20 protein-coding genes are annotated in these 25,403 nt (G+C 71.9%); all 20 read right to left on the minus strand.

What is annotated here, in order from left to right; translation table 11 throughout:
- Window positions 1–49 precede the first annotated feature (49 nt).
- Complete coding sequence (locus ISOVA_RS11400; protein WP_013839377.1) at window positions 50–352, minus strand: urease subunit gamma; 303 nt, start codon at window positions 350–352, stop codon at window positions 50–52.
- The gene (locus ISOVA_RS11405; protein WP_013839378.1) at window positions 343–1,920 is read right to left on the minus strand and encodes an ABC transporter ATP-binding protein; all 1,578 of its coding nucleotides are present in this window, start codon (window positions 1,918–1,920) and stop codon (window positions 343–345) included. Before ISOVA_RS11405 ends, ISOVA_RS11400 begins: the two co-directional genes overlap by 10 nt.
- Window positions 1,913–2,767, minus strand: coding sequence for an ABC transporter permease (locus tag ISOVA_RS11410; RefSeq protein WP_013839379.1), 855 nt, complete (start codon window positions 2,765–2,767; stop codon window positions 1,913–1,915). The genes ISOVA_RS11405 and ISOVA_RS11410 overlap by 8 nt, the downstream gene beginning before the upstream one ends.
- The gene (locus ISOVA_RS11415) at window positions 2,757–3,791 is read right to left on the minus strand and encodes an ABC transporter permease (RefSeq protein ID WP_013839380.1); all 1,035 of its coding nucleotides are present in this window, start codon (window positions 3,789–3,791) and stop codon (window positions 2,757–2,759) included. The genes ISOVA_RS11410 and ISOVA_RS11415 overlap by 11 nt, the downstream gene beginning before the upstream one ends.
- Window positions 3,788–5,443 carry an ABC transporter substrate-binding protein gene (locus ISOVA_RS11420; RefSeq protein WP_013839381.1) on the minus strand — a complete coding sequence of 552 codons (1,656 nt, stop codon included), beginning with the start codon at window positions 5,441–5,443 and terminating at the stop codon, window positions 3,788–3,790. Before ISOVA_RS11420 ends, ISOVA_RS11415 begins: the two co-directional genes overlap by 4 nt.
- A 10-nt stretch (window positions 5,444–5,453) precedes the next feature.
- Window positions 5,454–6,449, minus strand: a complete 996-nt coding sequence (locus tag ISOVA_RS11425; RefSeq protein ID WP_013839382.1) for an ABC transporter permease — start codon at window positions 6,447–6,449, stop codon at window positions 5,454–5,456.
- 5 nt (window positions 6,450–6,454) lie between these two features.
- The gene (locus ISOVA_RS11430) at window positions 6,455–7,390 is read right to left on the minus strand and encodes an ABC transporter permease (protein ID WP_013839383.1); all 936 of its coding nucleotides are present in this window, start codon (window positions 7,388–7,390) and stop codon (window positions 6,455–6,457) included.
- Complete coding sequence (locus ISOVA_RS11435) at window positions 7,390–9,411, minus strand: ABC transporter ATP-binding protein (protein WP_013839384.1); 2,022 nt, start codon at window positions 9,409–9,411, stop codon at window positions 7,390–7,392. The genes ISOVA_RS11430 and ISOVA_RS11435 overlap by 1 nt, the downstream gene beginning before the upstream one ends.
- A gap of 114 nt (window positions 9,412–9,525) precedes the next feature.
- Window positions 9,526–10,848 (minus strand): MDR family MFS transporter, encoded by a 1,323-nt coding sequence (locus ISOVA_RS11440; protein ID WP_013839385.1) that lies wholly within the window; start codon window positions 10,846–10,848, stop codon window positions 9,526–9,528.
- A 165-nt stretch (window positions 10,849–11,013) separates the two neighbouring features.
- A complete protein-coding gene (locus ISOVA_RS11445; protein WP_013839386.1) occupies window positions 11,014–12,645 on the minus strand; it encodes an ABC transporter substrate-binding protein in 1,632 nt (543 codons plus the stop codon).
- A 51-nt stretch (window positions 12,646–12,696) separates the two neighbouring features.
- Window positions 12,697–13,902: an agmatinase gene (gene speB / locus ISOVA_RS11450; protein ID WP_013839387.1), complete on the minus strand. Its 1,206-nt coding sequence runs from the start codon at window positions 13,900–13,902 to the stop codon at window positions 12,697–12,699.
- A 46-nt stretch (window positions 13,903–13,948) separates the two neighbouring features.
- Entirely contained in the window at window positions 13,949–15,175 is a 1,227-nt protein-coding gene (speB, locus tag ISOVA_RS11455) for an agmatinase (protein ID WP_013839388.1), read from the minus strand.
- Between the two features lie 134 nt (window positions 15,176–15,309).
- A complete protein-coding gene (locus tag ISOVA_RS15625; RefSeq protein ID WP_013839389.1) occupies window positions 15,310–16,362 on the minus strand; it encodes a LacI family DNA-binding transcriptional regulator in 1,053 nt (350 codons plus the stop codon).
- Between the two features lie 140 nt (window positions 16,363–16,502).
- Window positions 16,503–17,495, minus strand: a complete 993-nt coding sequence (locus ISOVA_RS11465) for a dihydrodipicolinate synthase family protein (RefSeq protein ID WP_233275886.1) — start codon at window positions 17,493–17,495, stop codon at window positions 16,503–16,505.
- Window positions 17,496–17,719: 224 nt separating this feature from the next.
- Window positions 17,720–19,117: a nuclease-related domain-containing protein gene (locus tag ISOVA_RS17000; protein ID WP_013839391.1), complete on the minus strand. Its 1,398-nt coding sequence runs from the start codon at window positions 19,115–19,117 to the stop codon at window positions 17,720–17,722.
- 374 nt (window positions 19,118–19,491) lie between these two features.
- Window positions 19,492–20,472 (minus strand): class 1b ribonucleoside-diphosphate reductase subunit beta, encoded by a 981-nt coding sequence (nrdF, locus tag ISOVA_RS11480; protein ID WP_013839392.1) that lies wholly within the window; start codon window positions 20,470–20,472, stop codon window positions 19,492–19,494.
- A gap of 49 nt (window positions 20,473–20,521) precedes the next feature.
- A complete protein-coding gene (gene nrdE / locus ISOVA_RS11485; protein ID WP_013839393.1) occupies window positions 20,522–22,678 on the minus strand; it encodes a class 1b ribonucleoside-diphosphate reductase subunit alpha in 2,157 nt (718 codons plus the stop codon).
- The gene (gene nrdI / locus ISOVA_RS11490; protein ID WP_013839394.1) at window positions 22,675–23,106 is read right to left on the minus strand and encodes a class Ib ribonucleoside-diphosphate reductase assembly flavoprotein NrdI; all 432 of its coding nucleotides are present in this window, start codon (window positions 23,104–23,106) and stop codon (window positions 22,675–22,677) included. The genes nrdE and nrdI overlap by 4 nt, the downstream gene beginning before the upstream one ends.
- 72 nt (window positions 23,107–23,178) lie before the next feature.
- A complete protein-coding gene (nrdH, locus tag ISOVA_RS11495) occupies window positions 23,179–23,421 on the minus strand; it encodes a glutaredoxin-like protein NrdH (RefSeq protein WP_013839395.1) in 243 nt (80 codons plus the stop codon).
- 570 nt (window positions 23,422–23,991) lie between these two features.
- Window positions 23,992–25,386, minus strand: coding sequence for a serine hydrolase domain-containing protein (locus tag ISOVA_RS11500; RefSeq protein ID WP_013839396.1), 1,395 nt, complete (start codon window positions 25,384–25,386; stop codon window positions 23,992–23,994).
- Window positions 25,387–25,403 lie beyond the last annotated feature (17 nt).

A 25,403-nucleotide genomic window follows, 5' to 3' on the forward strand; every position in this document is an offset into this window, starting at 1 on the left:
TTCTCCTGGGATCAGACGACGGGGATCAGACGGCGACGTCGGGGTCGGGTCAGGCGATGGGGTGGTGGATGGTGACGAGCTTGCGCCCGTCGGGGAACGTCGCCTCGACTTGCACGTCGGGCAGCAGCTCGGCGACGCCCGGCATGACGTCCTCGCGGGTCAGGACCTCGCGGCCGGACTCCATGAGCTGCGCGACGGTCGCTCCCTCGCGGGCCCTCTCGATCACCCAGGTGGCCAGCAGCGCGACGGTCTCGGGGTGGTTGAGGCGCACGCCGCGGGCGAGGCGGTCACGGGCCACCATGCCCGCCACGCTCAGCAGCAGCTTCTCCTGGTCGGACGGGGTCAGGTGCATGTGGTCTCCAGGGTCGGTCCGGGACGGGTGGGGACGAGCTCGGAACCGGGATCGTCCAGCGGGGTGAGCACGGCGCCGCCGTCGGAGGGCCGCAGCTCCAGCACGCGGTCGCAGACGGCGCGGAGCGCGGTGACGTCGTGGCTGACCAGCAGCACGCCGGTGCCGCCGGCGGCGACGCGCCCGACGAGGCCGAGGACCTCCGCCGCCGTGGCCTCGTCGAGCATGGACGTGGCCTCGTCGAGCACGAGGTACTCGGGGCGCACCGCCAGCGCCCGGGCGAGGACGGCGCGCTGCAGCTCGCCGCCCGAGACCTGGTGCGGGCGGCGACCCAGCAGCGTGCGGTCCAGCCCGACCCGGGCGGCGAGGTCCGCGGCGAGGTCCGTGCCGTCGTCGACGAGGGTGCCGGCGAGCCGTGCCGGGAGCTCGATCGCCCGGCGGAGCGTCATGCGGGCGTCGACGGCCGTGCGCGGGTGCTGCGACACCCAGGCCACGCGACGCCGCTGGGCCGGCGGCAGCGCGAGACCCGCGCCTGCCACCCGCTGCCCGGCGAGCGTGATGTGGCCGGCGGCAGGCGCCTCCAGCTGCGCCAGGATGGCGGCGGCCGTCGACTTGCCCACGCCGGACGGGCCGGTCAGCCCCACCACCTCGCCCGCCCGGACGGCGAGGTTCAGCGGTGCCAGGACCGCGTGCGCGCCCCGAGCGGCGGCGACCCCGTGGGCGGCCAGCGCGGGTGCGCCGGTGCTTGCGGAGCGGGCGCGCCGGGGCGGGCGAGCGACCCCGGGCAGGACGTCCTCGGGAGTGCCCTGCGCGGCGACGCGGCCCGCGGCGACCCGCGTGACGGTGTGCGCGACCTGGCGGGCCAGCGCGACGTCGTGCGTGATGACCAGGACGCTGTGGCCGGCCTGCGCGTACGCGGCGAGGAGCAGCCCGACCGTGCGTGAGGCGTCCGCGTCGAGCCCGGCGGTCGGCTCGTCGGCGAGCAGCACGGGCGGGTGGTTGACCATGGCCGCCACGAGGCCGAGCCGTGCCAGCTGACCGCCCGAGAGCTGGTGCGGGTAGCGCGCGAGCCAGGCCGGGTCCACGCCGGCGGCGTGGGCCAGGTCCACCAGCTGTCGCTCCGCACCGGTCGGCAGGTGCGGGTGCGCGGCGCCGAGGCGCACCCGGCGATGGCCTGCCACCCGCTGGGCCTCGCGCAGCTGCGCCCCGACCGTCGACGTCGGGGTGAAGATCCCGCCGGCGCCCTGCGGAGCGGTGCCCACGACCCGTCCGCGCAGCCGTCGCCGCTGGACGCGCGGGGAGGCGGTGAGCAGGTCGAGGGTGCGGTCGCCGACCCGCAGGAGGGCAGTGCCGGTCGCGCGGGAGCCGGCCGGCAGCATGCCCGTGAGCGCCGAGACGACCGTCGACTTCCCGGCGCCCGAGGCGCCGAGGAGCACGTGCACGTGCCCGGGCTCCAGGTCCAGGTCGACGCCGTGCAGCACCGTGGTGCTCCCGTGGATGACGCTCAGGTCGCGCACCGTGACCGAGGCGGACTCGTGCCGGTGCGGCCGGTCGGCGGACGGCTCAGACATGGTGGCTCTCCTTGCGGTCGGCATCCGGGCCGGCGAGGCAGGCCGCGAGGCAGACGGTGACGGCGACGAGCAGACCGGCGGGCGCGGCGAGCGTCCACCAATCCCCGGAGAGCAGCGCCTGCTGGCCCAGGTCCAGGAGCACGCCGAGGGAGGGCTCGTGCGGAGGCAGCCCCAGACCCAGGAAGGTCAGGGTGGACTCGTGCCACACGGCGTGCGGCACGAGGAGGCCGAACGCGACGGCGAGCTGCGTGGCCAGCCGTGGCCCGGCGTGGTGGCGGAGCAGCTGGCCGCGGGTGAGGCCGAGGGAGACGGCCGCCCGGTAGAAGTCCTGCGTGCCCAGCGCGAGCAGCTCGGCGCGGACCAGCCGGGCGGTCTGGGTCCAGTGGGTCACGGCGACGACCAGGACGATCGTGGCGAAGGACCCGCGCAGCGCGGAGGCGACGACGATGCCGAGCAGCAGGTGCGGGACGGCGTTCACGCCGTCGACCACCCGCATGCCCCACCGGTCGACGCGGCCGCCGAGCAGCGCGCACGTCGACCCGGCGAGGGTCCCGACGACGACGGCCCCCAGGGCGCCGGCCAGAGCCGCGATGAGCGAGATGCGCAGCCCGTGCGCGGAGCGGACGAACAGGTCACGGCCCGCCAGGTCCGTGCCGAAAGGGTGTCTCCAGGAGGGAGCGGTCGCGCCGGTGGCGTAGTCGACGTGGTCCAGGTCCACCGGTACGAGTTGGGGCACCAGCAGGGCGTAGCCGAGGAGCAGCAGCAAGCCGGCGAGCGCGAGGGCCCGGCGCGGCTGACGGCGCACGGCAGCGCCCAGCACGGCGGCCTCGATGGTGTCAGAGCGCATGAGGGTCCGTCCTCGGGTCGATGGCGAGGAGGCCCAGGTCGGCGAGCAGCCCACCGAGGATGGCGAGGACGGTCAGCAGCACGGTGGACGTGGCCAGCAGCGCGAAGTCCTGGGCGAGGGCGGCCTGGACGAGCGCGCGGCCCAGGCCAGGCCAGGAGAAGATCTCCTCCACCAGCACGGACCCGGCCACCACCTCCGGCAGGCGGGCGCCGGCGATCCCCAGCGTGGGCACGGCTGCGCCGGGCAGGACGTGCCGCAGCAGCACCCGCCACTCGGCGACGCCGCGCAACCGGGCCGCGTCCGTGGCGGGGGTGCGCAGCTGCACCGTCATCGCGCGGTGCAGGTGCAGGGTGATCCAGGGCAGCTGCGACAGGGCCACGGCCAGCACCGGGAGCACGAGGTGGCGAGCCACCTGCGCCGTGGTGACGGGGGACCCCGGGTCCGTCAGGCCGCCGGCGGGGAACCATCCGAGCGCGAGGGACAGCAGCCCCATGAGGACCATGGCGGAGAGGAATGCCGGGACCGCCGACAGCGCCCACATGCCGCCGGTCAGCGCGGCGGCGACGATGCCGTGCGGGCGCAGCGCGGCCGCGAGCGCGAGCGGCACGGAGACCGCGGCCCCGACGGCGAGGCCGGCCACCATGAGCAGGAGCGTCCAGGGCAGGCGCGCGGTCACGACGTCGGCGACGGGTGCGCGGCCGGACGTCGAGGCGCCGAGGTCGCCGGCGACCAGCCCGGTGACCCACTGCCACCAGGCGTGCAGCCAGTGCGAGCCGGCCACCGCGCGCTCGACGTGGTCGCGGGCCGCGCCCCCGGTGAACTCGTCGTTGGCGCCCAGGAACGCCGAGGCGGCGTCCGTGGGAGAGGCTGCCGCCAGGGCGAACACGCCGAGGCTGAGGAGTGCGACGAGCGGCGCGGCCCAGGCCAGCCTGCGCCCGGCGAGGCGGAGCATGGCGGCCGGGCGCGGGAGTTCCTGCCGTGCCCGTCGGCCGCGCGTCCCGGCACCGGCGACGACGGCGCTCATGGCCGTCTCCACTCGTGGACGTTGAACCACGGGCCCCAGGCGACGCCGTGCGAGTGCGGCTCCAGGACGTGGTCCAGGCCGTCCCACGCGTCCAGCCCGCGGGCGACGTAGGTGTGCTCGAGCGCGAAGACCGCCACCATCGGGGGGTTGTCCACGAGCCGCCGCTGGACCTGGCGGTACAGCGCGGCGCGGGCGGCGGGGTCCGCCTCGGCGCGGGCCGCCTCCAGCAGCCGGTCGACCCGCGGGTCGGCGTACCCGGAGGGGTTGGAGTAGGCGTCGTCCTCGTCGAAGACGGCGAAGTCGGAGTGCAGCTGGCGGTAGGCCTGGGCGTCGGGGTCGTACGGCATGTCGCCGCCGCCGAGCACGAAGGCCTTCTCGTCCATCGCGGTCACCGCGTACGGGCGGTCCACTCCCTCGAGCGAGACCTCGATCCCGAGCGGCGCCAGGTCGGAGGCGAAGGCCTGCGCGACGTCGCGACGCAGGGTGTCCTCGGCGAAGTACATGACGGTGAAGGCGAACGGCACGCCGTCCTTGGCGCGCACCCCGTCCGCGCCGATCGTCCATCCGGCCTTGTCGAGTAGGGCCGCGGCGGCCTCGGGGTCGTGCTCGAACGTGGCTGACGGGTCGTAGGCGTCCCCCTGCGCGGGTGTGAAGGGGCCCGCGACGGCGACGCCGTGGCCCGCCAGGATGCCGTCGATCATCGCCTGCCGGTCGGTGGCGAGGTTCAGGGCCACGCGCACGGCGGGGTCCGCGAAGAACGGCAGGGTGACGGGCAGCGAGATCGCCCGGTAGTCGGCGGACGGGTTGGTCACGAGCTCGAGCCCGTCCACGCCGTCGAGCTGGGCCGCGGTGCGCGGCGAGAGCTGGGCGCCGTCGACCTCGCCGGAGCGGACCCGCTGGGCCCGGGCGTTCTCGTCGGCCACGAACGCCAGGTGGATGGTCTGCACCTCGGGGGTGCCGCCCCACCAGTCCTCGCGCGCCTGCAGGGTCATGGAGTCGCCCCTGCGCCACTCGGCCAGCACGTACGGCCCGGTCCCGACGGGCGTGGTCGCGAGCGGGGAGTCGACGACGCTGTCGCCCAAGGCCTCGGAGGCGGGGATGCCCAGCGTCAGGCGGGCGGGCAGCCCCGCGTACGGGTGGGCCAGGTCGAATCGCACCGTCGTGGCGTCGACGGCGGTGACCGCGTCGATCATCGCGTAGTCCGCCGCCATCCAGGACCCCATGTCCGGGTCCCGCACCGCGTCGAACGCCGCGACGACGTCGTGGGCGTCGAACACCGAGCCGTCGCTGAAGGTGACGCCCTCGCGCAGCGTGACCGTCCACGAGGTGAGGTCGGCGTCGGGCACCGGCATCGCGGCGGCCAGGCCGGGCTCGAGGACACCGTCCGCGCCGACCGCGACGAGTCCGTCGTAGAGCTTCGAGGTGATGCCGAGCGGGTACTCGAGCGGGTTGAGGGTGTCGTAGTCCCCCGTCTCGGCGAGCCGGACAGTGGCCGCGCCCGCGCCGGTGGGGACGCCGGACGCCGTCGTGCCGGGCGCCGCGCAACCACCGGCCAGGAGCGTGATGAGGGTCGTCGTGGCGAGCGCAGGTCCGGCGACGGGCACCAACCGGTGCGACCCGGCCCTGGTGCGGCGAGCGGTGCGAAGGTGCATGTGCGGGTCCTCAGGAGACGGAGATGCGCGGGTCGGCGACGGACTGCAGGACGTCCGCGACGGTGTTCACCACGACGTACAGGCCGCCGAGGACGAAGGTGACGCCGGCGATGGCCGGGAAGTCGGAGACGGGCAGGCTGGCCCCGAGGTAGGAGCCCAGGCCGCCCCAGGTGAAGACGCCCTCGATGAGGAGCACGCCACCGAACATGAAGCCGAGCTGCAGGGCGCTCATCGACAGCGCCGCGTTGAGGGAGTTGCGCAGCACGTGCCGTCCCAGCACCTGGGCCTCGGTCAGTCCCTTGGCGGTGGCGGTGCGGACGTGGTCGGAGCGCAGGGTGTCGGTGAGGCTGGAGCGCAGCACGCGTCCCACGGCGAGCGCCGGCCCGACGGCCAGGGCCAGGGCGGGCAGGGTGATGTGGGCCAGCGCGTCGCCGGTGGCCGGCAGGTCGCCGGCCAGCAGGCTGTCGAGGATCGTCAGTCCCGTGGGGCCGTCCTCGACGCCGCCCCTTCCCGAGGCCGGCAGCCAGCCCAACAGCTTGTAGAACACGATGAGCCCGACGATGCCGAGCATGAACGTCGGTGCGGTGGAGCCGACGAAGAGCAGGCCGCGGAAGACCGCCGACAGCGGCCAGCGCAGCATGCTCGAGACCGCGAACACCACGCCGAGCAGCAGGGCGATCACGAACGCCACGAGCACGAGCTCGACCGTGGCGGGCAGGTAGGCCATGAGGTCCTCGGTCACGGGGCGGCGCGTGCGGAACGACGTGCCCAGGTCCCCGCTGGCGAGCCCGGCCAGGAACACGAGATACCGCTGCGGGGCCGGATCGTCCAGCCCGAGCCGCGCGCGGGCGGCCGCGACCGCCTCCGGCGGCGCGTTGCCGCCGATGGTGGCGGCGACCGGGTCCGCCCCGGAGACCTCCTGCAGGACGAACAGCACGAGCGACAGGAACCACAGCAGGCCGAGGAGCGAGGCCAGCCGGAGGCCGACGAAGCGCAGGTGGGACATCAGGGTCACCTCCGGTGGGCGAGCCGGTTGCGCAGCGCGTCCCCGGCGAGGTTGGACAGCAGGCTCAGGAGCATCACGACGAGCCCGGGCACCAGCGGGATCCACCAGGCGTCGAGGATTTCCACGAGGCCCCGGGAGGTGTCCGAGCCGAGCTCGGGGGCGGGTGCGGGCTGGCCGAGGCCGAGGAAGGACAGCGAGGCGAGGACCATGACGACGTTGCCGATGTCGAGGCTCGCGGTGATGATCGCGGTGGGGACGACGCCCGGCAGGACGTGACGCCACATGACCCGCAGCGGGCCGACGCCCGCCATGCGGGCGGCCTCCACGTGCGGCCGGGCCACGATGGCGCGCACCTCGCCCCGGACGATGCGGGCGTAGTAGGGCCACCAGACGATGGTCACGGCCAGGAACGTGTTGAACAGCCCGGGGCCGAGCGCCGCGGCCACGGCCACCGCGACGAGCATGGACGGCAGCGCGAGGAAGACCTCCGTCGAGCGCATCAGCGCGGAGTCCACCCAGCCGCCGGCCATCCCGGCGACGACGCCGACGAGCGTCCCGGCGAGCAGGCCGACCGTGGTGACCGCGATGGACAGCAGCCAGGAGGTGCGCAGACCGATGAGCACGCGGGACAGGGTGTCGCGGCCGATCTGGTCCGTGCCGAGCAGGTGGCCCTCGGCGAACGGCGGCAGCTTGGGGACGCCGACCGGTTGGACGGGGTCGTAGGGGGCGAGCGCGGGTGAGATCAGCGCCAGGACGGTGAGGCCGGCCAGCAGGGCGATGAGCGTCCAGTCGACGGCACGGCGGGCGGCTGAGTCGGTGCCGCCGCCACGGCGGCGGGCCGGGCGGCGCCAGCGCGGCGCGGGGGCCGGCGCGGTCGGGGTGGCGGCGGCGCCCGCGCGCGTCGGCGGCTGCTCGCCCGGGCGGGTCAGGATGTCGGCCATCAGATCTCTCCCCTGCGGACGCACGCCACCTCGTGCCGTCGGGCGACGTCGGCGGACGGGCGTCCGTCGACGGCGGTGAGCTGGATCCCCACGACGGTGCGGGAGCACTCCGGCAGGGCGACGGGGCACCTCGGGTGGAAGGCGCACCCGGTGGGCGGGTCGAGCGCGCTGGCCGGCTCGCCCGGCAGCGGCTCGATCACCTTGCCGGGCTGGGGCACCGCGGCCACCAGGTTGCGGGTGTACGGGTGGCGGGGGTCGGCGATGACGTCCTCGGCGCGGCCCACCTCGACGATGCGGCCGAGGTACATGACCGCGATGCGGTCGCCGACGATGCGCGCGACCGCCAGGTCGTGGGTGACGAACATGACCGCGATGCCGAGGTCGCGGCGCAGCTCGTTGATGAGGTTGAGCACGTTCGCGGCCACCGACACGTCGAGGGCGCTGGTGGGCTCGTCGCACAGCAGGACCTGGGGCGGCACGATCGTGGCGCGGGCCAGGGCCACGCGCTGGCGCTGGCCGCCGGAGAGCTCCCCGGGCAGGGCGTCGAGCACCGCCGCGGGCAGGCCGACGCGGTCCAGGATGGCTCGGGCCTTCTGCTCCTTCTCGGTCCTGGGCATGCGGCCGGACAGGCGCTCGTGCAGCACCTCTCGGATGGTCATCCACGGGGTGAGCGAGGACCCGGCGTCCTGGAAGACCATCTGCACGTCGGTGCCGCGCGGCCCGCGCAGCGAGCCGGTGAACCGCTTCTCGAGGTGGCCGGCCACGCGCAGCAGGGTCGACTTGCCGGAGCCGGACTCCCCCACGATGGCGACGGACTCGCCGGGCTGGACGTCGAGGGTGACGCCGCGCAGGGCCCCGAGCCGGGCCTTGCGTCCGCGCTCGTCGCGGACCTGGAACGTGCACTCGACGTCGGCGGCCTGGATCAGGGAGGCGCCGCGCAGCGGCTCCGGCGACGGGGGCACCGGGTCGAGCTCGTCGCGTGCCGCCGCGGCGTCGCCCAGGCGGGCGGCCTCGAAGCAGGCCGTCAGGTGCGTGCCGGCGGCGGCGTCCGGGTCGGGGTCGGGGGCCGGCAGCAGCGGCGGCGCGGCGGCGGTGCAGGTGGTGACGGCGAAGCGGCAGCGCGGCGCGAACGGGCACCCGTCCGCCGACCGCGCGGTGACGTCGGTCGGCAGTGCCCACAACGGTCGGCTCCGGTCCGAGTCGAGCGTCAGCCGCGAGCCCAGCAGCCCGAGCGTGTAGGGGTGGCGCGCAGACTGCAGGACCTGCTGGGTCGTGCCGGTCTCCACGATCCGGCCCTGGTACATCACCGCGATGCGGTCGGCGATCTGCGCTGCCACGCCCAGGTCGTGGGTGATGAGGACGATGGAGCATCCCACCTCGTCGCGCATCGAGGCGAGGAGCTTGAGGACCTGTGCCTGCACGGTGACGTCCAGCGCGGTCGTCGGCTCGTCGGCGACCAGGAGGTCGGGGTTGCCGGCCACGGCCATCGCGATCATGACGCGCTGACGCAGGCCGCCGGACAGCTCGTGCGGGTAGGAGCGGTAGCGGCGTTCCGGCTGCGGGATGCCGACCGCGCGCATCAGCCGGATCGCCTCGTCCTGAGAGCCGGCCTTCTCCGCCACCTGGCGGCCGACGACCATCGTGGGGTTGAGGGAGGTCATCGGGTCCTGGAAGACCACGCCCATCCGGGTGCGGCGTGCCTCGCGGAGCTCCGCGGGAGACGCCGTGCGCAGGTTCATGCCGACGACCTCGAGGCTGCCGTCGATGTGCGGACGGGACGGCTCGGGCAGCAAGCCGAGCATCGCCATGCTCATGACGCTCTTGCCCGACCCGGACTCGCCGACGACGCCGAGGATCTCGCCCCGGCCGATCTCGAGGTCGATCCCGTGCAGGATCTGGGAACGCAGGCCGTTGCGCTCGAGGCTCACGTCGAGCCCGCGCAGGCGGACGACGGCGTCCAGGGTGCGGACCGTGCCCGACTCGGGCAGCGTCCCGGTGAGGGGCGGTGCAGCTGTGTCCATGGTGACCGGCTCCTTCGTGGCTGGTGCGGGACTGGCTGGTGCGGCGGGTCCGTGCGTGCAGGGTGGTCCAGCACCGTCTCGCCGCCGTCTCGGCGGAGTTTCCGGCGAGTTTCCTCAGGTGTGGGCGGGTTCGGCGGCCGCGGTGGGCGGGGCGGAGCCCGGGACCACCTGGGCGGCACGCCCGGCGGCGTCCGCGGCAGCCACCTCGGCGACCCGGCGCTGCCGGGAGTGGGCGGTGGCGGCCAGCAGGACGGCGACGACGACGCCGACCGCCGCCGCGCCGAGCCACAGGACCCGGGAGCCGAAGGCATCGAGCACGAAGCCCCCGGCGACCGGACCGACGGCCATCGCGAGCGAGTGGGTGAGCCCGTACACGCCCTGGTATCGACCCCGGCGGCGGGGGTCGGCCAGGTCGGCGGTCAGGGAGGTCGCCTGCGGGTGCGACCCCATCTCACCGAGGGTCCAGACGGCCACGGTGACCAGGTACATGGCCAGCGTGGAGGCCGCGGCCTGCATGCCGACGCCGACGGCCGTGACGCCGATCGCGAGGACGATGACGAGGTCGCGCGACCAGCGGTTGAACAGGCGGGCGGTGGGCAGCTGCAGCAGGCACAGCAGCAGCCCGTTCAGGGTGAGCAGGACGCCGAAGTGGCTCGAGGGGTGGCCTTGCTCGGCCATGACGAGCGGGAGCGTCGTCGTGGACTGCACGTAGACGCACGAGTAGACGAACATGACGGCGGCGAACGTCATGAAGACGCGGTCGCCCAGCACGGAGAGCAGTCCGTCGCCGCGGCCCACCGCACCGGCCGGCGCCTGGAGGTGACCCGACGTCACGGCGTCGGGCACGTGCAGCCGCGTCTCGGGGACCTTCGCCGCGACCACGCACGCGGAGACCAGCACGAGCGCGGCCTGGCACCAGAACAGCAGCGAGAACGAGTGCTCGGCCATGAAGCCGGCGGCCAGCGGGCCGATCGCGTAGCCGAGGTTGACCGCCCAGTAGTTGTAGTTGAACGCGGTGCGACGGTGCTGCGGCGCCACGAGGTCGCCGACCATGGTGTGAATCACGGGTCCGGCCGCGCCGTTGAACAGCCCGTACACGGTGAGCAGGGCGGCGATGAGCAGCGGGCCCTCGACCAGCGGGATGGCGACGAGCACCACCACGCTGAGCAGCTCGCTACCGAGCAGGACCTTGCGCCGGCCCACGCGGTCGGCGAGCACGCCGCCGGTCAGCGACGAGGCGACCACGCCGACGCCGTACGCGGCGACGACCAGGCCGGCCTGCCCGGCGGACATCCCCACGGCGGTGGTGAGGTAGATCGTCATGTACGGGACGACGAACCGGCCGATCCACACCACCAGCTGCGCGGTCCACAGCCACCAGAAGGCGGCAGGGAGGTCACGCAGCCGGGTGTGCCCGGGGGGCTTGGCCGTGGTCATGGTGTCTCCTTCGTCCGGGACGTCGAGCGCTGCCGGCGGTCTTCGGACGTGCGGGTTCGTGGGTGGGCTCCGACAGGGGATCGGCCGGGCCGACCCGTCGCCTCCCCGCCGGGAGGGCTGCCGCGGGGAGGCGACGGGCGGTGCTGCTCGGACGTCGGCACGACCTCACTCGGAGGTCGCCGGGTCCCCGATGCCGAGGGTCGCGAAGTCGAGCGTCGCCGGTGCGGCGATGGAGTGGGACTCCTCCAGGCCCTGGAGCCAGTTCTGGGCCACCATGAAGTCGGTGCTCCAGGCGAACGTGGGCGCGCACCCGGCCTCGTAGGCGGCCTCGCCCGCTTCCACGTACTTCTCGTCCGAACCCGTGGTCACGGCCTCCTGCAGGAGGGCGGTCGTCGTCTCGTCGGAGCACTGCAGGTGGTTCAGGCCGCCGTCCGGGTCCCAGAACACGTGGCCGTGCATGTAGGCGTTGTTGGAGTCGGGCCACGTACTCGGGGCGATCATCACGTCAGGCGCGGACTCCGGGTTCTCGGGGAAGTCACCGAAGATTTCTGACGACTGGTGGCTGGTCACGGTGGCCTGCATGCCGAGAGCCTGCAGCTGGGCGGCGATGATGTTGGCCATCTGCTCGGCGTCCGCGCCGCCCGCGCTGTGCCCGATCTGGATCGGCGTGCCCGCCGGCAGCGACGAGACCCACTGCTCCAGCGCCGCCGGGTCGTGGACCAGCTCGCGGGAGTCCACGTCGGCCGGCAGCGCGCCCTTGGGGTAGTAGCCCTCGGCCGGGACGGAGCTGACGCCGGTGACCTGGTCGATGAGCGTCACCCAGTCGATGCCCTCGAACAGGGTCCGGCGGGCCTCAGCCTCGGCGAGCAGCTCGCGGTTGGGGTTCATGTACATGACGCCGACCTGGAAGGACGGCAGCGCGTAGGCCTGGAGCTCGTCGGAGTCCAGGTACTTCTGGCGCGACGCCGTCGGAACCGCGGACAGCAGGGCGTGCAGGTCGCCGTTCTCGAGCTCGAGCTGCATCGCGGAGATCTCGGTGTAGACGGGGAGCTCGACCGTGGTGAACTCGGGCTCGAGGTCTCCCCAGTAGTCCTCGAAATAGGTCAGCTGGTAGCCCTCGCCCACGACGGCCTCGGAGAGCACGTACGGGCCCGTGCCCGCCGACGTCGTCGACAGGTACGTCTGGGCGAAGTCGTCGCCGGCGTGCTCTTCGAGCGCGCTGGGGCTGATCATGCGCGGGCCGTACGGGGAAGCCAAGTAGTCGAGGAACGCCGAGTTCGGCTCGCTCAGCGTCACCGTGACGGTGTGGGCGTCGATCTCCTCGACGCCCGCCACGCCCTGCACCATGTACGCCGGACCGGCGTCGACGTCGAGGCGCCGCTGGAAGGAGGCCTCCACCGCGGAGGAGTCGAAGTCCGTGCCGTCGTGGAACTTGACGCCTTGGCGCAGCACGAAGGTGTACTCGGTGAAGTCGTCGTTCACCTCCCAGGACTCGGCGAGCGCCGGGACGATCTTGGCCTCGTCGTGGTTGCCGGGTTCGTAGCGCACGAGGCCCTCGTAGGCGTTGGTGGTGATGGCCAGCCCGTTGCCCGAGTAGTAGACGTCCGGGTCCGGCGGCTGGCCGATGTCGTTGAGGACCCCCAGGCGAAGAACGCCGTCGGTCGGTGCGGCGCTGCCTGAGTCGCCACCGGAGCTCGCGGCGCCGCCGGAGCAGCCGGAGAGCAGCAGCGCGCCGACCGCGAGGAGCGCCAGGGAGCGCTTCGCGACCGCGGGCACGCGGGTCGTACGTCGGGTCATGGTGATCCTTCTCTCGGGGGACGGTGCGGGAAAGAGGGGACGACGGGGCGGTCAGGCCTCGCGGAAGACGCGGTTGCGGCGGTTGCCGTGCTCGTCGAGACCGACGGCGTAGGGGTGCAGGTAGTCCGGCTCGGTGACGCCCTTGCGGCGCATCGCGATGCCGGTCATGGCCTCGCGCACCGAGCGGTTCGCGAGCAGTGCCGTGATCTCGCCGCGGTCGTCGTAGGGCGGGGAGACCTCGACGACGTCCATGGCGACGATCCCGACCTCGGCGGCCAGCCGGCGCACGGCGCGGAGGATGTCGTTGGACGTGATGCCGCCCGGCTCGGGGGTGCCGGTGCCAGGGGCGTAGGCGGGGTCGCAGACGTCGATGTCCAGCGAGATGTAGAGGTGGTCCGCCTGGTCGAGCGCCTCGTCGACAGCGCGCTCGAGGACCTTGTCGAACCCGTCGCGGACGATCTCGGCCATGAAGTGCGTGCGCATCTTCTGGTCGTCCATCCAGTCGAGCGTCTGCTGGTCGGGCCAGTAGCCGCGCAGGCCCACCTGGACGAAGTTCTTGCCGGGGATCGCCCCGGAGTTGATGAGGTGTCGCATGGGGGTGCCGTGCGAGGCGAGCGAGCCGGGCATGTCGTCCCCGGTGTCGGCGTGGGCGTCGAAGTGGACGATGCCGACCTTGCCGTGCCCGTAGTGGTCCGCGACGGCCGTGGCGCACGGCCACGTGATCGCGTGGTCGCCGCCCAGGATGATCGGGATGGCGCCGGCGTCGACCACCGTGCCGACGAACTTGCGGATCCCCTCGAACGTGCGGGCGGTGTTGCCGACGGAGACCGGAGCGTCGCCGTAGTCCGCCATCACGAGCTCGGCGAACGCGTCGACGTGGGTGTCGAGGGAGAAGTGCGGCCGGCCGTAGCCGCCCTTGTAGTCGCACGCCCGGATAGCGAGCGGCCCGTGGTTGGTGCCGGTACGGCCCGTCGCCGTCGAGTCCCACGGCACCCCGAGCACGGCGACGTCCACGTTCGCCGCCCTCAGGTCCTCGGGCGTGAGCGCCACCGGCAGCTTGCCGAACGTCTGAATGCCCGAGAACCCGCCCTCGGCCTTGCGGTTGGCGAACAGCAGACCGGGCGGGCGGCCCGCGTTGTAGTCGTCGGTGGCGGCGTGTCCCTCGAGCCCTTCGCCCAGGCGCCGGGGCTGCTCCCAGAAGCCCTCTGGCCACAGGTCGTGGTGGTGGTCGTGGTCGTGGTCGTGGTCGTGCGACATGCGTGTCCTCGCGTTCTGGGTGGTTCCGATGAAGTGGGGCGTGGGGTCAGGCGCCGGGTGCGCGGAAGACCTGGGTGCGCCGGCCGCCCTCGGCGTCGAGGTTGAGGGCGTGGGGGTGGGCGTAGTCCGCGCCCGTGACACCCTTGCGGCGCATCGCGATGCCGGTCATGGCCTCACCGATGGCACGGTTGGCGAGCAGCACCGTGATCTCCCCGTTGTTGTCGTACGGCGGCGACACCTCGACCACGTCCATGGCGACGATCCCCACCTCCGCCGAGAGCCGGCGCACGGCCCGCAGGATGTCGATGGAGGTGATGCCGCCGGCGACGGGGGTGCCGGTGCCGGGCGCGAACGCCGGGTCACACACGTCGATGTCCAGCGAGATGTACAGGTGGTCGGCCTGGTCGAGCGCCTCGTCGACCGCTCGCTCGAGCACCGTGTCGAACCCGTCGCGGTCGATCTCGGCCATGAAGTGAGTCCGCATCTGGTGCTCGTCCATCCAGTCGAGCGTCTCCTGGTCGGGCCAGTAGCCCCGCAGGCCGACCTGCACGAAGTTCTTGCCCGGCACGGCGCCCGAGTCGATGAGCTTGCGGATGGGTGTCCCGTGCGACGCCAGCGAGCCGTGCATGTCCGTTCCGACGTCCGCATGGGCGTCGAAGTGGACGATGCCGACCTTGCCGTAGCCGTAGTGGTCGGCCACCGCCGTGGCGCACGGCCACGTGATCGCGTGGTCGCCGCCCATGATGAGCGGGATGGCGCCAGAGGTGACGACGGTGCCGACGAACTTGCGGATCGCCTCGAACGTGCCGGCGGTGTTGCCGACCTGGATCGGAGCGTCGCCGTAGTCGCACATCGTCAGGGCGTCGAACGGGTCGACCCGGACGTCCAGGTGCTGGCTGGGGAACCCGTAGCGGCCGAACGCGGGGGCCTTCCGCAGGGCGAGCGGTCCGTGGTTCGTCCCGGAGCGGCCCCCGGCGGTCGAGTCCCACGGCACCCCCAGCACGGCGACGTCGACCTGTGCCGCACGCAGGTCCTCCGGCGTGAGCGCCATGGGGAGCTTGGCGAAAGTCCGGATGCCCGAGTGGCCTCCGAACCGCCGGTTCACGTGGAACAGGCCCGGCTCGCGGCCCTCGTTGTAGTCGTCCACGGCACCGTGGTTTTCGAGCCCCTCGCCCAGTCGGCGCGGCTGCTCCCAGAAGCCCTCCGGGGCCAGGTGATGGTGATGGTCGTGCCCGGTGTGGCCGCCCGGGTCGCCGGTGTGCTCGCTGCTCATGCCGCGACCGTAGGGAACTGCCTAATCGTTTCGCCAGAGTGTGGGACGAGTCGAAACAAGTGTTTTACCCGCGCACCGACGTGCGGGGTTCGCTGTCATGCACCGGTGCGAAGGCCGAAACAGTGGTGAAACGATTAGTCAGCGGGCGCGGTGATCAGCTCACCCGCGGTCGAGGCCCGGAGGTGAACCGGGGAAGGCACCGTCTGGACGCTGCCCAGTGCCTCCGTCAGCGTCACGTCGCCGTCGAGGATCGAGACCAGCCGCTCCACGCACGCCACCCCCAGGGCGTGCGCCGGCAGCTCGATCGCCGTCACCGGCGGGTCCTCCTCGAGCAGCGACGGTGCGTCGGCGCCGGCCGCCACCAGCACGTCGCGTCCAGGTTGGCGTCCCAGGGCCCGCAAGGCGTCCATGGCGCCCCGTGCGGCGAAGGGTGACGCGACGAGCACCAGCTCCACCTCCGGGTGGGCGCCGAGCGCGGGCTCGACCAAGGCGCGGTGCCGCTCCACCGACCGCTCGCCGAACTCGGTGGCGACGAGCACGGGTACGGTGCCGCGCTCGGCGCACCACGCGGAAACGACGTCCCGGAGCAAGTTGCCCCAGCCGCTGTGGGTGTCGGGGGCCGCCAGCAGGACGTGACGGGCGCCGTGGGCGGCGGCCTCGTCGAGCACGGTCCGCACCGCCGTCGCGTGGTCTGCGGCCACGACCGCGCACGGCGGCATGTCCGGCGGCACGTGCTCCCCCGCCACCACCGGGAGCGGCAGCTCCATCAGCGCCCTGGCGCGCAGGTCGTTCCCGATCGGGTCGACCACCACCACACCGTCGACCCGGGGGGCGCTCCGGCGCGGACGGGCAGTGTCGGAGGACAGCACGACCAGGTCGTAGTCGTGGCGGTGGGCAGCCTCGATGGCGCCCGCCAAGAACTCTCGGAAGTACGGGGTCTCGAGGCTCGCCGCGGCACTCTGGTGGTGGACGCCCAGGGCCTGGGTGCGCCCGGTGCGCAGACCGCGGCCCAGGGGGTTGGCCACGTAGCCGAGGCCGTCGGCGGTCCGCTGCACGCGCGCACGCGTGGCTGCGGTCATCCGGCCCCGCCCGGCGAGCGCCTGCGACGCCGTCGCGACCGACACCCCGGCCGCGGCCGCGACGTCCTTGAGCGTGACGACGCCCCCGCCGCGCTCCGTGGAGCTCATGCGTCTCTCCTATGTCAGGCCAGGAATCCGCCATGGTAGCTGTTTCGTGCAGTCGTCCCCTTCGTGCGGCTACGAGCCGTAGCGGGGGAAGAAAGGTGTACCCCGGTCGACGCCGTCTGGGTACGAGAGCGGCGCGATGTTCAGACGAGCCCAAGAAGGGCACGGAGCTTGATGCGTGCCGGCTCGTCCAGTCCCCGCAGGGGCGCCGGCAGGCTCGAGGACCGGACAAGCCCCAGTTCTTCGGCGATCGCGGCGACCACACGCAGACTTCCCCCGTTCTCGGCGAAGAAGCCCCATAGCGGCGCAAGCTCGGCATCACGCCGCATTGCCTCCCGGTAGTCCCCGCCGATGGCGGCCCGTGCCAGCGCGACCGCCCGTTCCGGCAAGGTCCCTCCGATGACGGAGTACCAGGCGTCGGCGCCACCAAGAAGACCCGCACAGGCGGCGGCGTCTCCGGAGACGCCGATGGCCACCCCGGCGGGTAGCAGACCGCGCAGGTGCTCGACGCGGCGCCGTGCCGCTGCACGATCACGCGGCAGCGGCGGAACCTTGATGGCCGCCACGTTGGGCAGCTCCGCGACACGGGCATACAGGTCGTCGCTGAAGCTGAACCGGGTGGTGGCAGGGTTGTCGTAGACGACGAGCGGAACCGACAGGTTGGCGTCGACCTGCTCGAAAAGCCCGTAGGCCTCCGTCTCGGTCAGCGGCTGGTACTGCATGACGGGCAGCAAGACACCGGCGGCACCGGCCTGTTGGGCGTCCTCGACGTGGTCGAGCACCATGCGTGTGGCGATCGCGCCGACACCGACCAGCACCGGCAGTCCCTGCGCATGCTCGACGGCCGTCGTGGCGACACGCAACCGTTGGTCTCGGGTCAGGTACGGATACGAGCCTGTTGAACCCAGTACGCCCAGGGAATCCACGCCCGCCGCCGCGGCACGGGCCACCAGCGTCTGGATCGCTCGTTCGTCGATCTCGTCGGCGGGTGTCGTGGGAGTCAGAGTGAACGCACACAGCCCGTGCGCGACAGCGGAAGCGGCGGACGATCGCATGGCGAGACTGTACTGAGGGCTTCGCGGCTCAAGCACGAGGAGATGGCCGCTCCCAGCGGCGAGTGCCACCTCGGTGGTCATGGTGGCTCCGTACTCGAGGGGGCAGAACGTCCGAGGCGGGCCTGACGGCGCCGGCGGTCCGCTCGATCGTAGTCACGGTCGCGATCCGCAGCTCGGCGCGGGGGTCCAGCGGCGCGGCGTACAGCTCGGCGCACAGCGTCGACACACCGCCCGACGCACAGAGTTGGCTTACCTCCCTTCTTCCTTGCTGGCCCCGTCCTGAGATGGCCTCGAACGCCAGTGGCCTATTGCCACGTCGACCTCCTGGCGACCTCGAAGACCACGTCGATCTCACGCATGTTGAGCCGCGGCGGCAACTTCCGCAACAGCTGGCTGATCCGCTTACGTTGAACGACCACAACCATCCCGTCCTCGGGCTGCTTCTTCACGGTGAAGCCCCTGTGTGCGCCCATGACAGCGATGACGCCCACGGCCCCGACAGGAAAGCCGGCACGCTCGGTCAAGAGTCGTGATGCCCGGCGCGCCTCGTGGCGGCTGTTGCGGATGTACGGGACGCGTTGCCCGTTGACCATGAACGTGTCTCCACCGACCCAGACCGAAGCGTGCGGGTGGTTCTTTGCGTTCACGGTGAACACGCCGGCGGGCCCGATGACGACGTGGTCGATGTCGGAACCCCGCTCGCCCACCCGGACGGCGTGAAGGACACGCCACTCGGGTCCTAGTTTCGCGAGCTGCTCACCGACGGCCTCTTCGCCGTCCGCGCCGATTCGCCAGGCACGCTCATCGGTCTTCGCTCCCACCATGCGCGCCAACACGTGGCGCACCCTTCCCTGCACCTGGCGTTCGGCGAGCGCGCGCTCTCGAGCGGCCGCTCCGGCCACAGTCTCGCTGATGTCCTGCCACTGCATCAGGTCTTGGGTATCGACAGCGGCCTTGGGCGGCACGGTCAGCTTGTGCGAAGCGAGGTAGTCACCGATTGCCTTCTCGAGCAGCGGCAGGTTCGACAGATCGTCGGAGTGATAGCGCCCTGTCTTCAGATCCATGTACCCCAGGGCGGTGCCACCTGGCGTCTCAGCGTAGAGCCGATCATGGCCGTAGCGTGCCCACCGTCGCACGATCCAGTCAGGCATCAGCGCGCCTTCCGCACAACGGGTGGAAGCCGAACCCGCGCTTGAACGTCGCGGCCGCGTGATGCCGTTGCGCTTGGATCTCCGGTTCAGCACCGAGGGGATCTTGTCCAGCTTGGCGGCCATCGCGCGGATCGTCTCGGCGTCGATCTCGCGGACTGGCATGTCCCCCAGCTCGGGGATGAGGTAGCCCTCGACCTTGCCCCTGTAGTCACGGATGGTCGCTGGGGCTCGCATCTTCCCGCTCCGGTTCGGCGTCTCCCGGATCATCGTCAGCCACCGTTCGGCGTACTCGCGGAACCCGATCGACCTCGCTGCCTCGGCCGCTGCGTCGGCGCGGCGGCGTTCAACGGCGACGTCCGGGGCCTCCCACTCCCCGCGGACGATGTTCGTACGCGTGGCTGCAAGCCACGCGCGGGCGTCCGTCTTGGTCTGGAAGGTCAGCGACTTGTCGTCCGCGGTACGAGCCGTGCACGTCCGGGCCGGGGTACCGAGCCTGCCAACGCCCGGAGGGCAGTTGCGCAGGCTCCCCCACGCCTCTCGTGCCGTGCTCATCGCGTCCTCCCGAGGGCCCTCTGGGACGGCCAGAGCCCGTCGTGCCACTCCGTGCCACAGGGCGCGTGCCACCCGCGCAATCCGCAGAATCCGCGGAATTCCGCGGCTCCCGGGCCGTCGCACACGGCTCCTGTGGCACGAAGTGGCACGACCCCGGTGACACGCCGACCCAGAATCGGTGCCGGCAGGGGCTCCCACCGGCACCTGTCAGGTGTGCGCGTGCCACCCGCGTGCCACTCGGAACCAGTGCTGCTGACCATTTCTGACCTCCTGTGTATCGATCACGGAGGCACGCAAACAGGCCCGGAACCGCGAGATTCCGCGGTTCCGGGCCTGTGGTCAGCCTGTTCGGGAGGACGGGTCTCTGAGAGCCTTCAGAAGTCCCAGTCGTCGTCGGTGGTCTCGACGGCCTTGCCGATGACGTACGAGGAACCCGACCCGGAGAAGAAGTCGTGGTTCTCGTCGGCGTTGGGCGACAGCGCGGCGAGGATCGCCGGGTTGACGTCGGTGTCCTCCTTGGGGAACAGCGCCTCGTAGCCCAGGTTCATGAGGGCCTTGTTGGCGTTGTACCGGAGGAACTTCTTGACGTCCTCCGTGAGCCCCAGCTCGCCGTAGAGCGCGTCGGTGTACTCGACCTCGTTCTCGTACAGCTCGAAGAGCAGCTCGAACGTGTAGGCCTTGAGCTCGTCCTGCTCGGCCTGCGAGACCCGCTGCAGGCCCTTCTGGAACTTGTAGCCGATGTAGTACCCGTGCACGGCCTCGTCGCGGATGATGAGGCGGATGAGGTCGGCCGTGTTCGTCAGCTTGGCCCGGCTCGACCAGTACATCGGCGCGTAGAAGCCCGAGTAGAACAGGAACGACTCGAGCATCGTCGAGGCGACCTTGCGCTTGAGCGGGTCGTCGCCGCGGTAGTAGTCGAGGACGATCTCGGCCTTGCGCTGCAGGTTCGGGTTCTGCTCGGACCACGCGAACGCGTCGTCGATCTCCCGCGTCGAGATGAGCGTCGAGAAGATCGACGAGTAGCTCTTGGCGTGCACCGACTCCATGAACGCGATGTTGGTGTACACCGCCTCCTCGTGCGGCGTCAGCGCGTCGGGGATGAGCGAGACGGCCCCGACCGTGCCCTGGATCGTGTCGAGGAGCGTGAGCCCCGTGAACACGCGGGTGGTCATGAGCTTCTCGGCCTCGGTGAGGGTGTTCCACGACTGGATGTCGTTGGACACCGGCACCTTCTCCGGCAGCCAGAAGTTGCCGACGAGGCGGTCCCAGACCTCGAGGTCCTTCTCGTCCTCGAGGCGGTTCCAGTTGATCGCGCTGACGCGGTCGATGAGCTTGAGCTTGCCCGTGGGTGACATGTGCGTGGTCCTTCAGACATCGTGCGACGGGTGGTGAGGGCAGTCGAGGTCAGAGCATGCAGCTGACGCAGTTCTCCACCTCGGTGCCCTGCAGCGCCATCTGCCGCAGGCGGATGTAGTAGAGCGTCTTGATGCCCTTGCGCCAGGCGTAGATCTGCGCCTTGTTGACGTCGCGCGTGGTCACCGTGTCGGGGAAGAACAGCGTCAGCGACAGGCCCTGGTCGACGTGCTGGGTCGCCGCCGCGTAGGTGTCGATGATCTTCTCGTACCCGATCTCGTACGCGTCCTGGTAGTACTCCAGGTTGTCGTTCGTCATGTACGGGGCCGGGTAGTAGACGCGGCCGATCTTGCCTTCCTTGCGGATCTCGATCTTGGCCGGCACCGGGTGGATCGACGACGTCGAGTTGTTGATGTAGCTGATCGAGCCCGTCGGCGGCACCGCCTGGAGGTTCTGGTTGTAGATGCCGTGCTCCATGACCGAGGCCTTGAGGGCACGCCAGTCGTCCTGCGTCGGGATGTGCACGCCCGCCTCGGCGAACAGCCGCGCCACGCGCTCGGTCGCCGGCTTCCACTCCTGCTCGGTGTACTTGTCGAAGTACTCGCCCGTCGCGTACTTCGAGTCCTCGAAGCCGCCGAACGCCTTGCCGCGCTCGATCGCGAGGCGGTTCGACGCCGCGATCGCGTGGTAGGCCACCGTGTAGAAGTAGATGTTCGTGAAGTCGATGCCCTCGTCCGAGCCGTAGAAGATCCGCTCGCGCGCGAGGTAGCCGTGCAGGTTCATCTGGCCCAGGCCGATCGCGTGGCCCATCTCGTTGGCCTTCTTGACCGACGGGACCGACTCGATGCTCGTCTGGTCGGAGACCGCGGTGAGCGCCCGGATCGCCGTGTCGATGGTCCTGCCGAAGTCGGGCGAGTCCATCGTCTTGGCGATGTTGAGCGAGCCGAGGTTGCAGGAGATGTCGCGGCCGACCTCGGCGTACGAGAGGTCCTCGTTGAACGTCGACGGCGTCGAGACCTGGAGGATCTCCGAGCACAGGTTCGAGTGCGTGATGCGGCCCTTGATCGGGTTCGCGCGGTTCACGGTGTCCTCGAACATGACGTACGGGTAGCCCGACTCGAACTGCAGCTCCGCGATCGTCTGGAAGAAGTCGCGCGCCTTGATGGTCGTCTTGCGGATGCGGTCGTCGGCGACGAGCTCGTCGTACTTCTCGGTGATCGAGATGTCCGCGAACGGCGTCCCGTAGACGCGCTCGACGTCGTACGGGCTGAACAGGTGCATGTCCGCGTTCTTCTTCGCGAGCTCGAACGTGACGTCCGGGATCACGACGCCCAGCGACAGCGTCTTGATGCGGATCTTCTCGTCGGCGTTCTCGCGCTTGGTGTCGAGGAACCGCATGATGTCCGGGTGGTGCGCGTGGAGGTAGACCGCGCCGGCGCCCTGGCGCGCACCCAGCTGGTTGGCGTACGAGAACGAGTCCTCGAGGAGCTTCATCACCGGGATGACGCCCGACGACTGGTTCTCGATGTGCTTGATCGGCGCGCCGTGCTCGCGGATGTTGCTCAGGAGCAGCGCGACGCCGCCACCGCGCTTGGACAGCTGCAGCGCCGAGTTGATGCCGCGCGCGATCGACTCCATGTTGTCCTCGATGCGCAGCAGGAAGCAGGACACGGGCTCGCCGCGCTGCGCCTTGCCCACGTTGAGGAACGTCGGGGTCGCGGGCTGGAAGCGCCCGGAGATGACCTCCTCGACGATGTCGCGGGCCATCTGCTCGTTCCCGTCCGCGAGGCCGAGCGCGACCATCGAGACGCGGTCCTCGAAGCGCTCGAGGTACTTCTTCCCGTCGAACGTCTTGAGCGTGTACGAGGTGTAGTACTTGAAGGCGCCGAGGAACGACTCGAAGCGGAAGTTCTTCGAGTACGCGAGCTGGAACAGCTCCTTGACGAACGCGCGCGAGTACTTGTTCAGCACCGCGGGGTCGTAGTACTTGTTCTCGACCAGGTAGTCGAGCTTCTCGTCGAGCGTCGGGAACGTGATCGTGTTGGGCTCGACGTGCTGGCGGAAGTACTCACGCGTCGCCTCGCGGTCCTTGTCGAACTGGATCTTGCCGTCCGGACCGTAGAGGTTGAGCATCGCGTTGAGCGCGTGGTAGTCGAGCTGCACGTTCTGCAGCGGCACGGACTGCGCCGGTGCCGTCGTCGAGCTCACGCCGAGATCAGTGACTGTCGTTGCCAAAATCGTCCCAATCCGTCACGGACGCGCGTGGCGTCCTCGGCCGTTCCCAGGAGTTCGAAGGCATACAGGTACGGGACCTGGCACTTCGCGGAGATGATGTCGCCGGCGATGCAGTACGCAGCGCCGAAGTTCGTGTTGCCCGCCGCGATCACGCCGCGGATCAGCGAGCGGTTGTGCGGGTCGTTGAGGAAGCGCCGCACCTGCCGGGGCACGGCGCCGCCCTCATTGCCGCCGCCGTAGGTGGGGACCATGAGGACGTACGGCTCGTCCACCGTGAGGAAGCCGTCCGCAGGGCGCAGCGGGATGCGGTGCACCGCCATGCCGAGCTCCTCGAGATCGAGGCGCTCGACGAACCGGTGCGTGTTCTCCGAGACGCTGGAGAAGTAGACGAGCGACCCCATGTCACCCCTCCCCCTGCAGACGTGCTGTGCGGTGCTCCGGCCGCGCCCCCACGCGGCCGGGCGTGGCGTGCGTCAGGCCGAGACGGCCTGCTTCGCCGCGAGAGCGCTGATCTGGTCGGGGCGGAAGCCCGACCAGTGGGTGTCGCCGGCGACGACGACCGGCGCCTGCATGTACCCGAGCCCACGGACCATCTCGAGCGCCTCGGCGTCCTGCGTGATGTCGACGACGGTGTACTCGATGCCCTTGCGGTCGAGGGCGCGGTAGGTCGCGTCGCACTGCACGCACGCCGGCTTGCTGTAGACCGTGATGCTCATGTCCGTCTCCCCTGTGTCCTGCCCTCGCGGGTCCTGCTGTGCCGGCGTGCTTCCCCGTGCCCCCGGCGGATCGCCCCGCAGGGCTCCGACCTGGAATGACACCGATGGAACTACGCCGATGTTGTTCGTCCGAGGGCCTGTGTCCCCCGCTGCCCAAAACACTACACCTAGGGGTGGGATCGCGCTCGGCACCGACATGTTGTGGTTGACACGCATGTCATTCGCCTCCCCAGCTCGCGTCCTGACCCGCTCTCCGATGCTCCCACGACCCTCTGACACCCCCGTGCGGGGCAGGTTCTGCACCGCGTCGTGCACCGCCCGGACGGGTCGCCGACCGCGTCGTTCCGCGCTTCCGCGACGCTGTCCACAGCCGGTGGACCGTCGGTGTCCACAGCGTGTGCGCGGCCGCCGGACGACCTCGTGCACCGGCTCGCGCGAGCCCCGGAGGACCGATCGAGCGCCCCGGCGAGCCCCGGCAGATCGGACATACGTCACGGCTCGGCGCCCAGAAATTCGCCCGAACGTCGGCGTGTCGCGCCCGTCCGCGTGTCCCACACCCGGGCGCGGGTCTCAGGCCGTGGGAGGCGCGGTCCAGCCCTCGGGACCGACGCCGCCCGGCACCGCGGTGCGCGGGTCGTACGGCAGGCGCGTGAGGTGGAACGTGCCGACGTCGAGCGCGGCCGCGCCACCGTGCTCGACGACACGCAGGCGCTCGCCGAGCCAGTACCCGCCCTCGACGCCCAGCCACCCGTGCTCGTCGCGTGCGAAGACGGTCGCCCGGCCCCCGCCGCCGGCCGCCTCGAGCCGCAGCCGCCCGGCGTCGAGCGTGACCGTGTACGGCACGGGGCCCCAGTACCAGGTGCCCGTGAGCCGCGCGTCCTCGGAACGCGTCGCCGCGCCCGTGCTCGCGCCCGTGCCCGACGCCGGCACGCGCCCGGGTGCACCGGCGGACGCGGCGTCGTCGAGCACGTCGAGGAGGAACCCGCCGTCGCCGAACCCGGCGGTCGAGCTGCCGCACACCGCGACGGCGTGCCCCGTGACGACGTCGACCCGTACCTCGGCGGTGAACCCCGGGACCGACCCGCCGTGGCCGACGAGCCGGCGCGGCGGACGGTCCCCGCGCGGCACGTGGTGGACGGAGACGCCCAGCCCCCAGGCCGCGAACGGCGCGCCGGGCTCGTCGACGACGACGCGCGGCCGCGTCGTGCAGCGCCGCCACGCGAGCGGCAGCACCGCGTCGTCGGCGGCGCCCGGACCCCGCCCCGTGAGCCACGAGGCGAACCGTACGAGGTCCGACGGCGTCGACCACACCTCCCCGGCCGGACCCAGGGCACGGTACTCGGCCACGGGTTCCGCGAGCACCAGGTCGGCGTGCGGGTGCACGGCGTAGCCGGTCGCGTGCGGCCCGGACGGCTCCCGCCCCGTCGCCGTCATGCCGAGCGGCTCCCACACCGTGTGCCGCAGCACCGCGTCCCACGCGCGGCCGTGCGCCTCCTCGACGAGCCGGCCCAGCACGGCGTAGCCGAGGTTCGAGTAGTGGAACCGCTCGCCGGGCGCCCAGAGCGGCTGCGGGCGCGCCGCGACCAGCTCCTCCCACGTGCCGCCGCCGTGACGCTCCCACCACGGTCCGGGCGGCTCCGCGGGCAGCCCCGCGGTGTGCGTCAGCAGGTGGGCGACGGTCGCATCGGGTGCGGGCGCGTCCGGCAGCCACCGCCCGACGGGTTCGTCGAGCGCGAGACGACCGTCGGCCACCAGGCGCAGCACGGCGACGGCGGTCATCGGCTTGGTGATCGAGCCGACGCGGAACGCGGTCCGGTCGGTCGCCGGCTCACCCGGCGCGGCGACACCCGCCGCACCCGTCCAGAGCAGCTCGCCGTCGTGTGCCACGGCCGCCGCGAGCGCCGGCGCGCGGCGCTCGCGGCGTCGAGCCTCGAGGGCCCGGTCGAAGGCGGCGGCGTCCGTCATGGCCGCACGCTACCCGC

The organism is Isoptericola variabilis 225 (genome assembly GCF_000215105.1).
Classification (GTDB): Bacteria; Actinomycetota; Actinomycetes; order Actinomycetales; family Cellulomonadaceae; genus Isoptericola; species Isoptericola variabilis_A.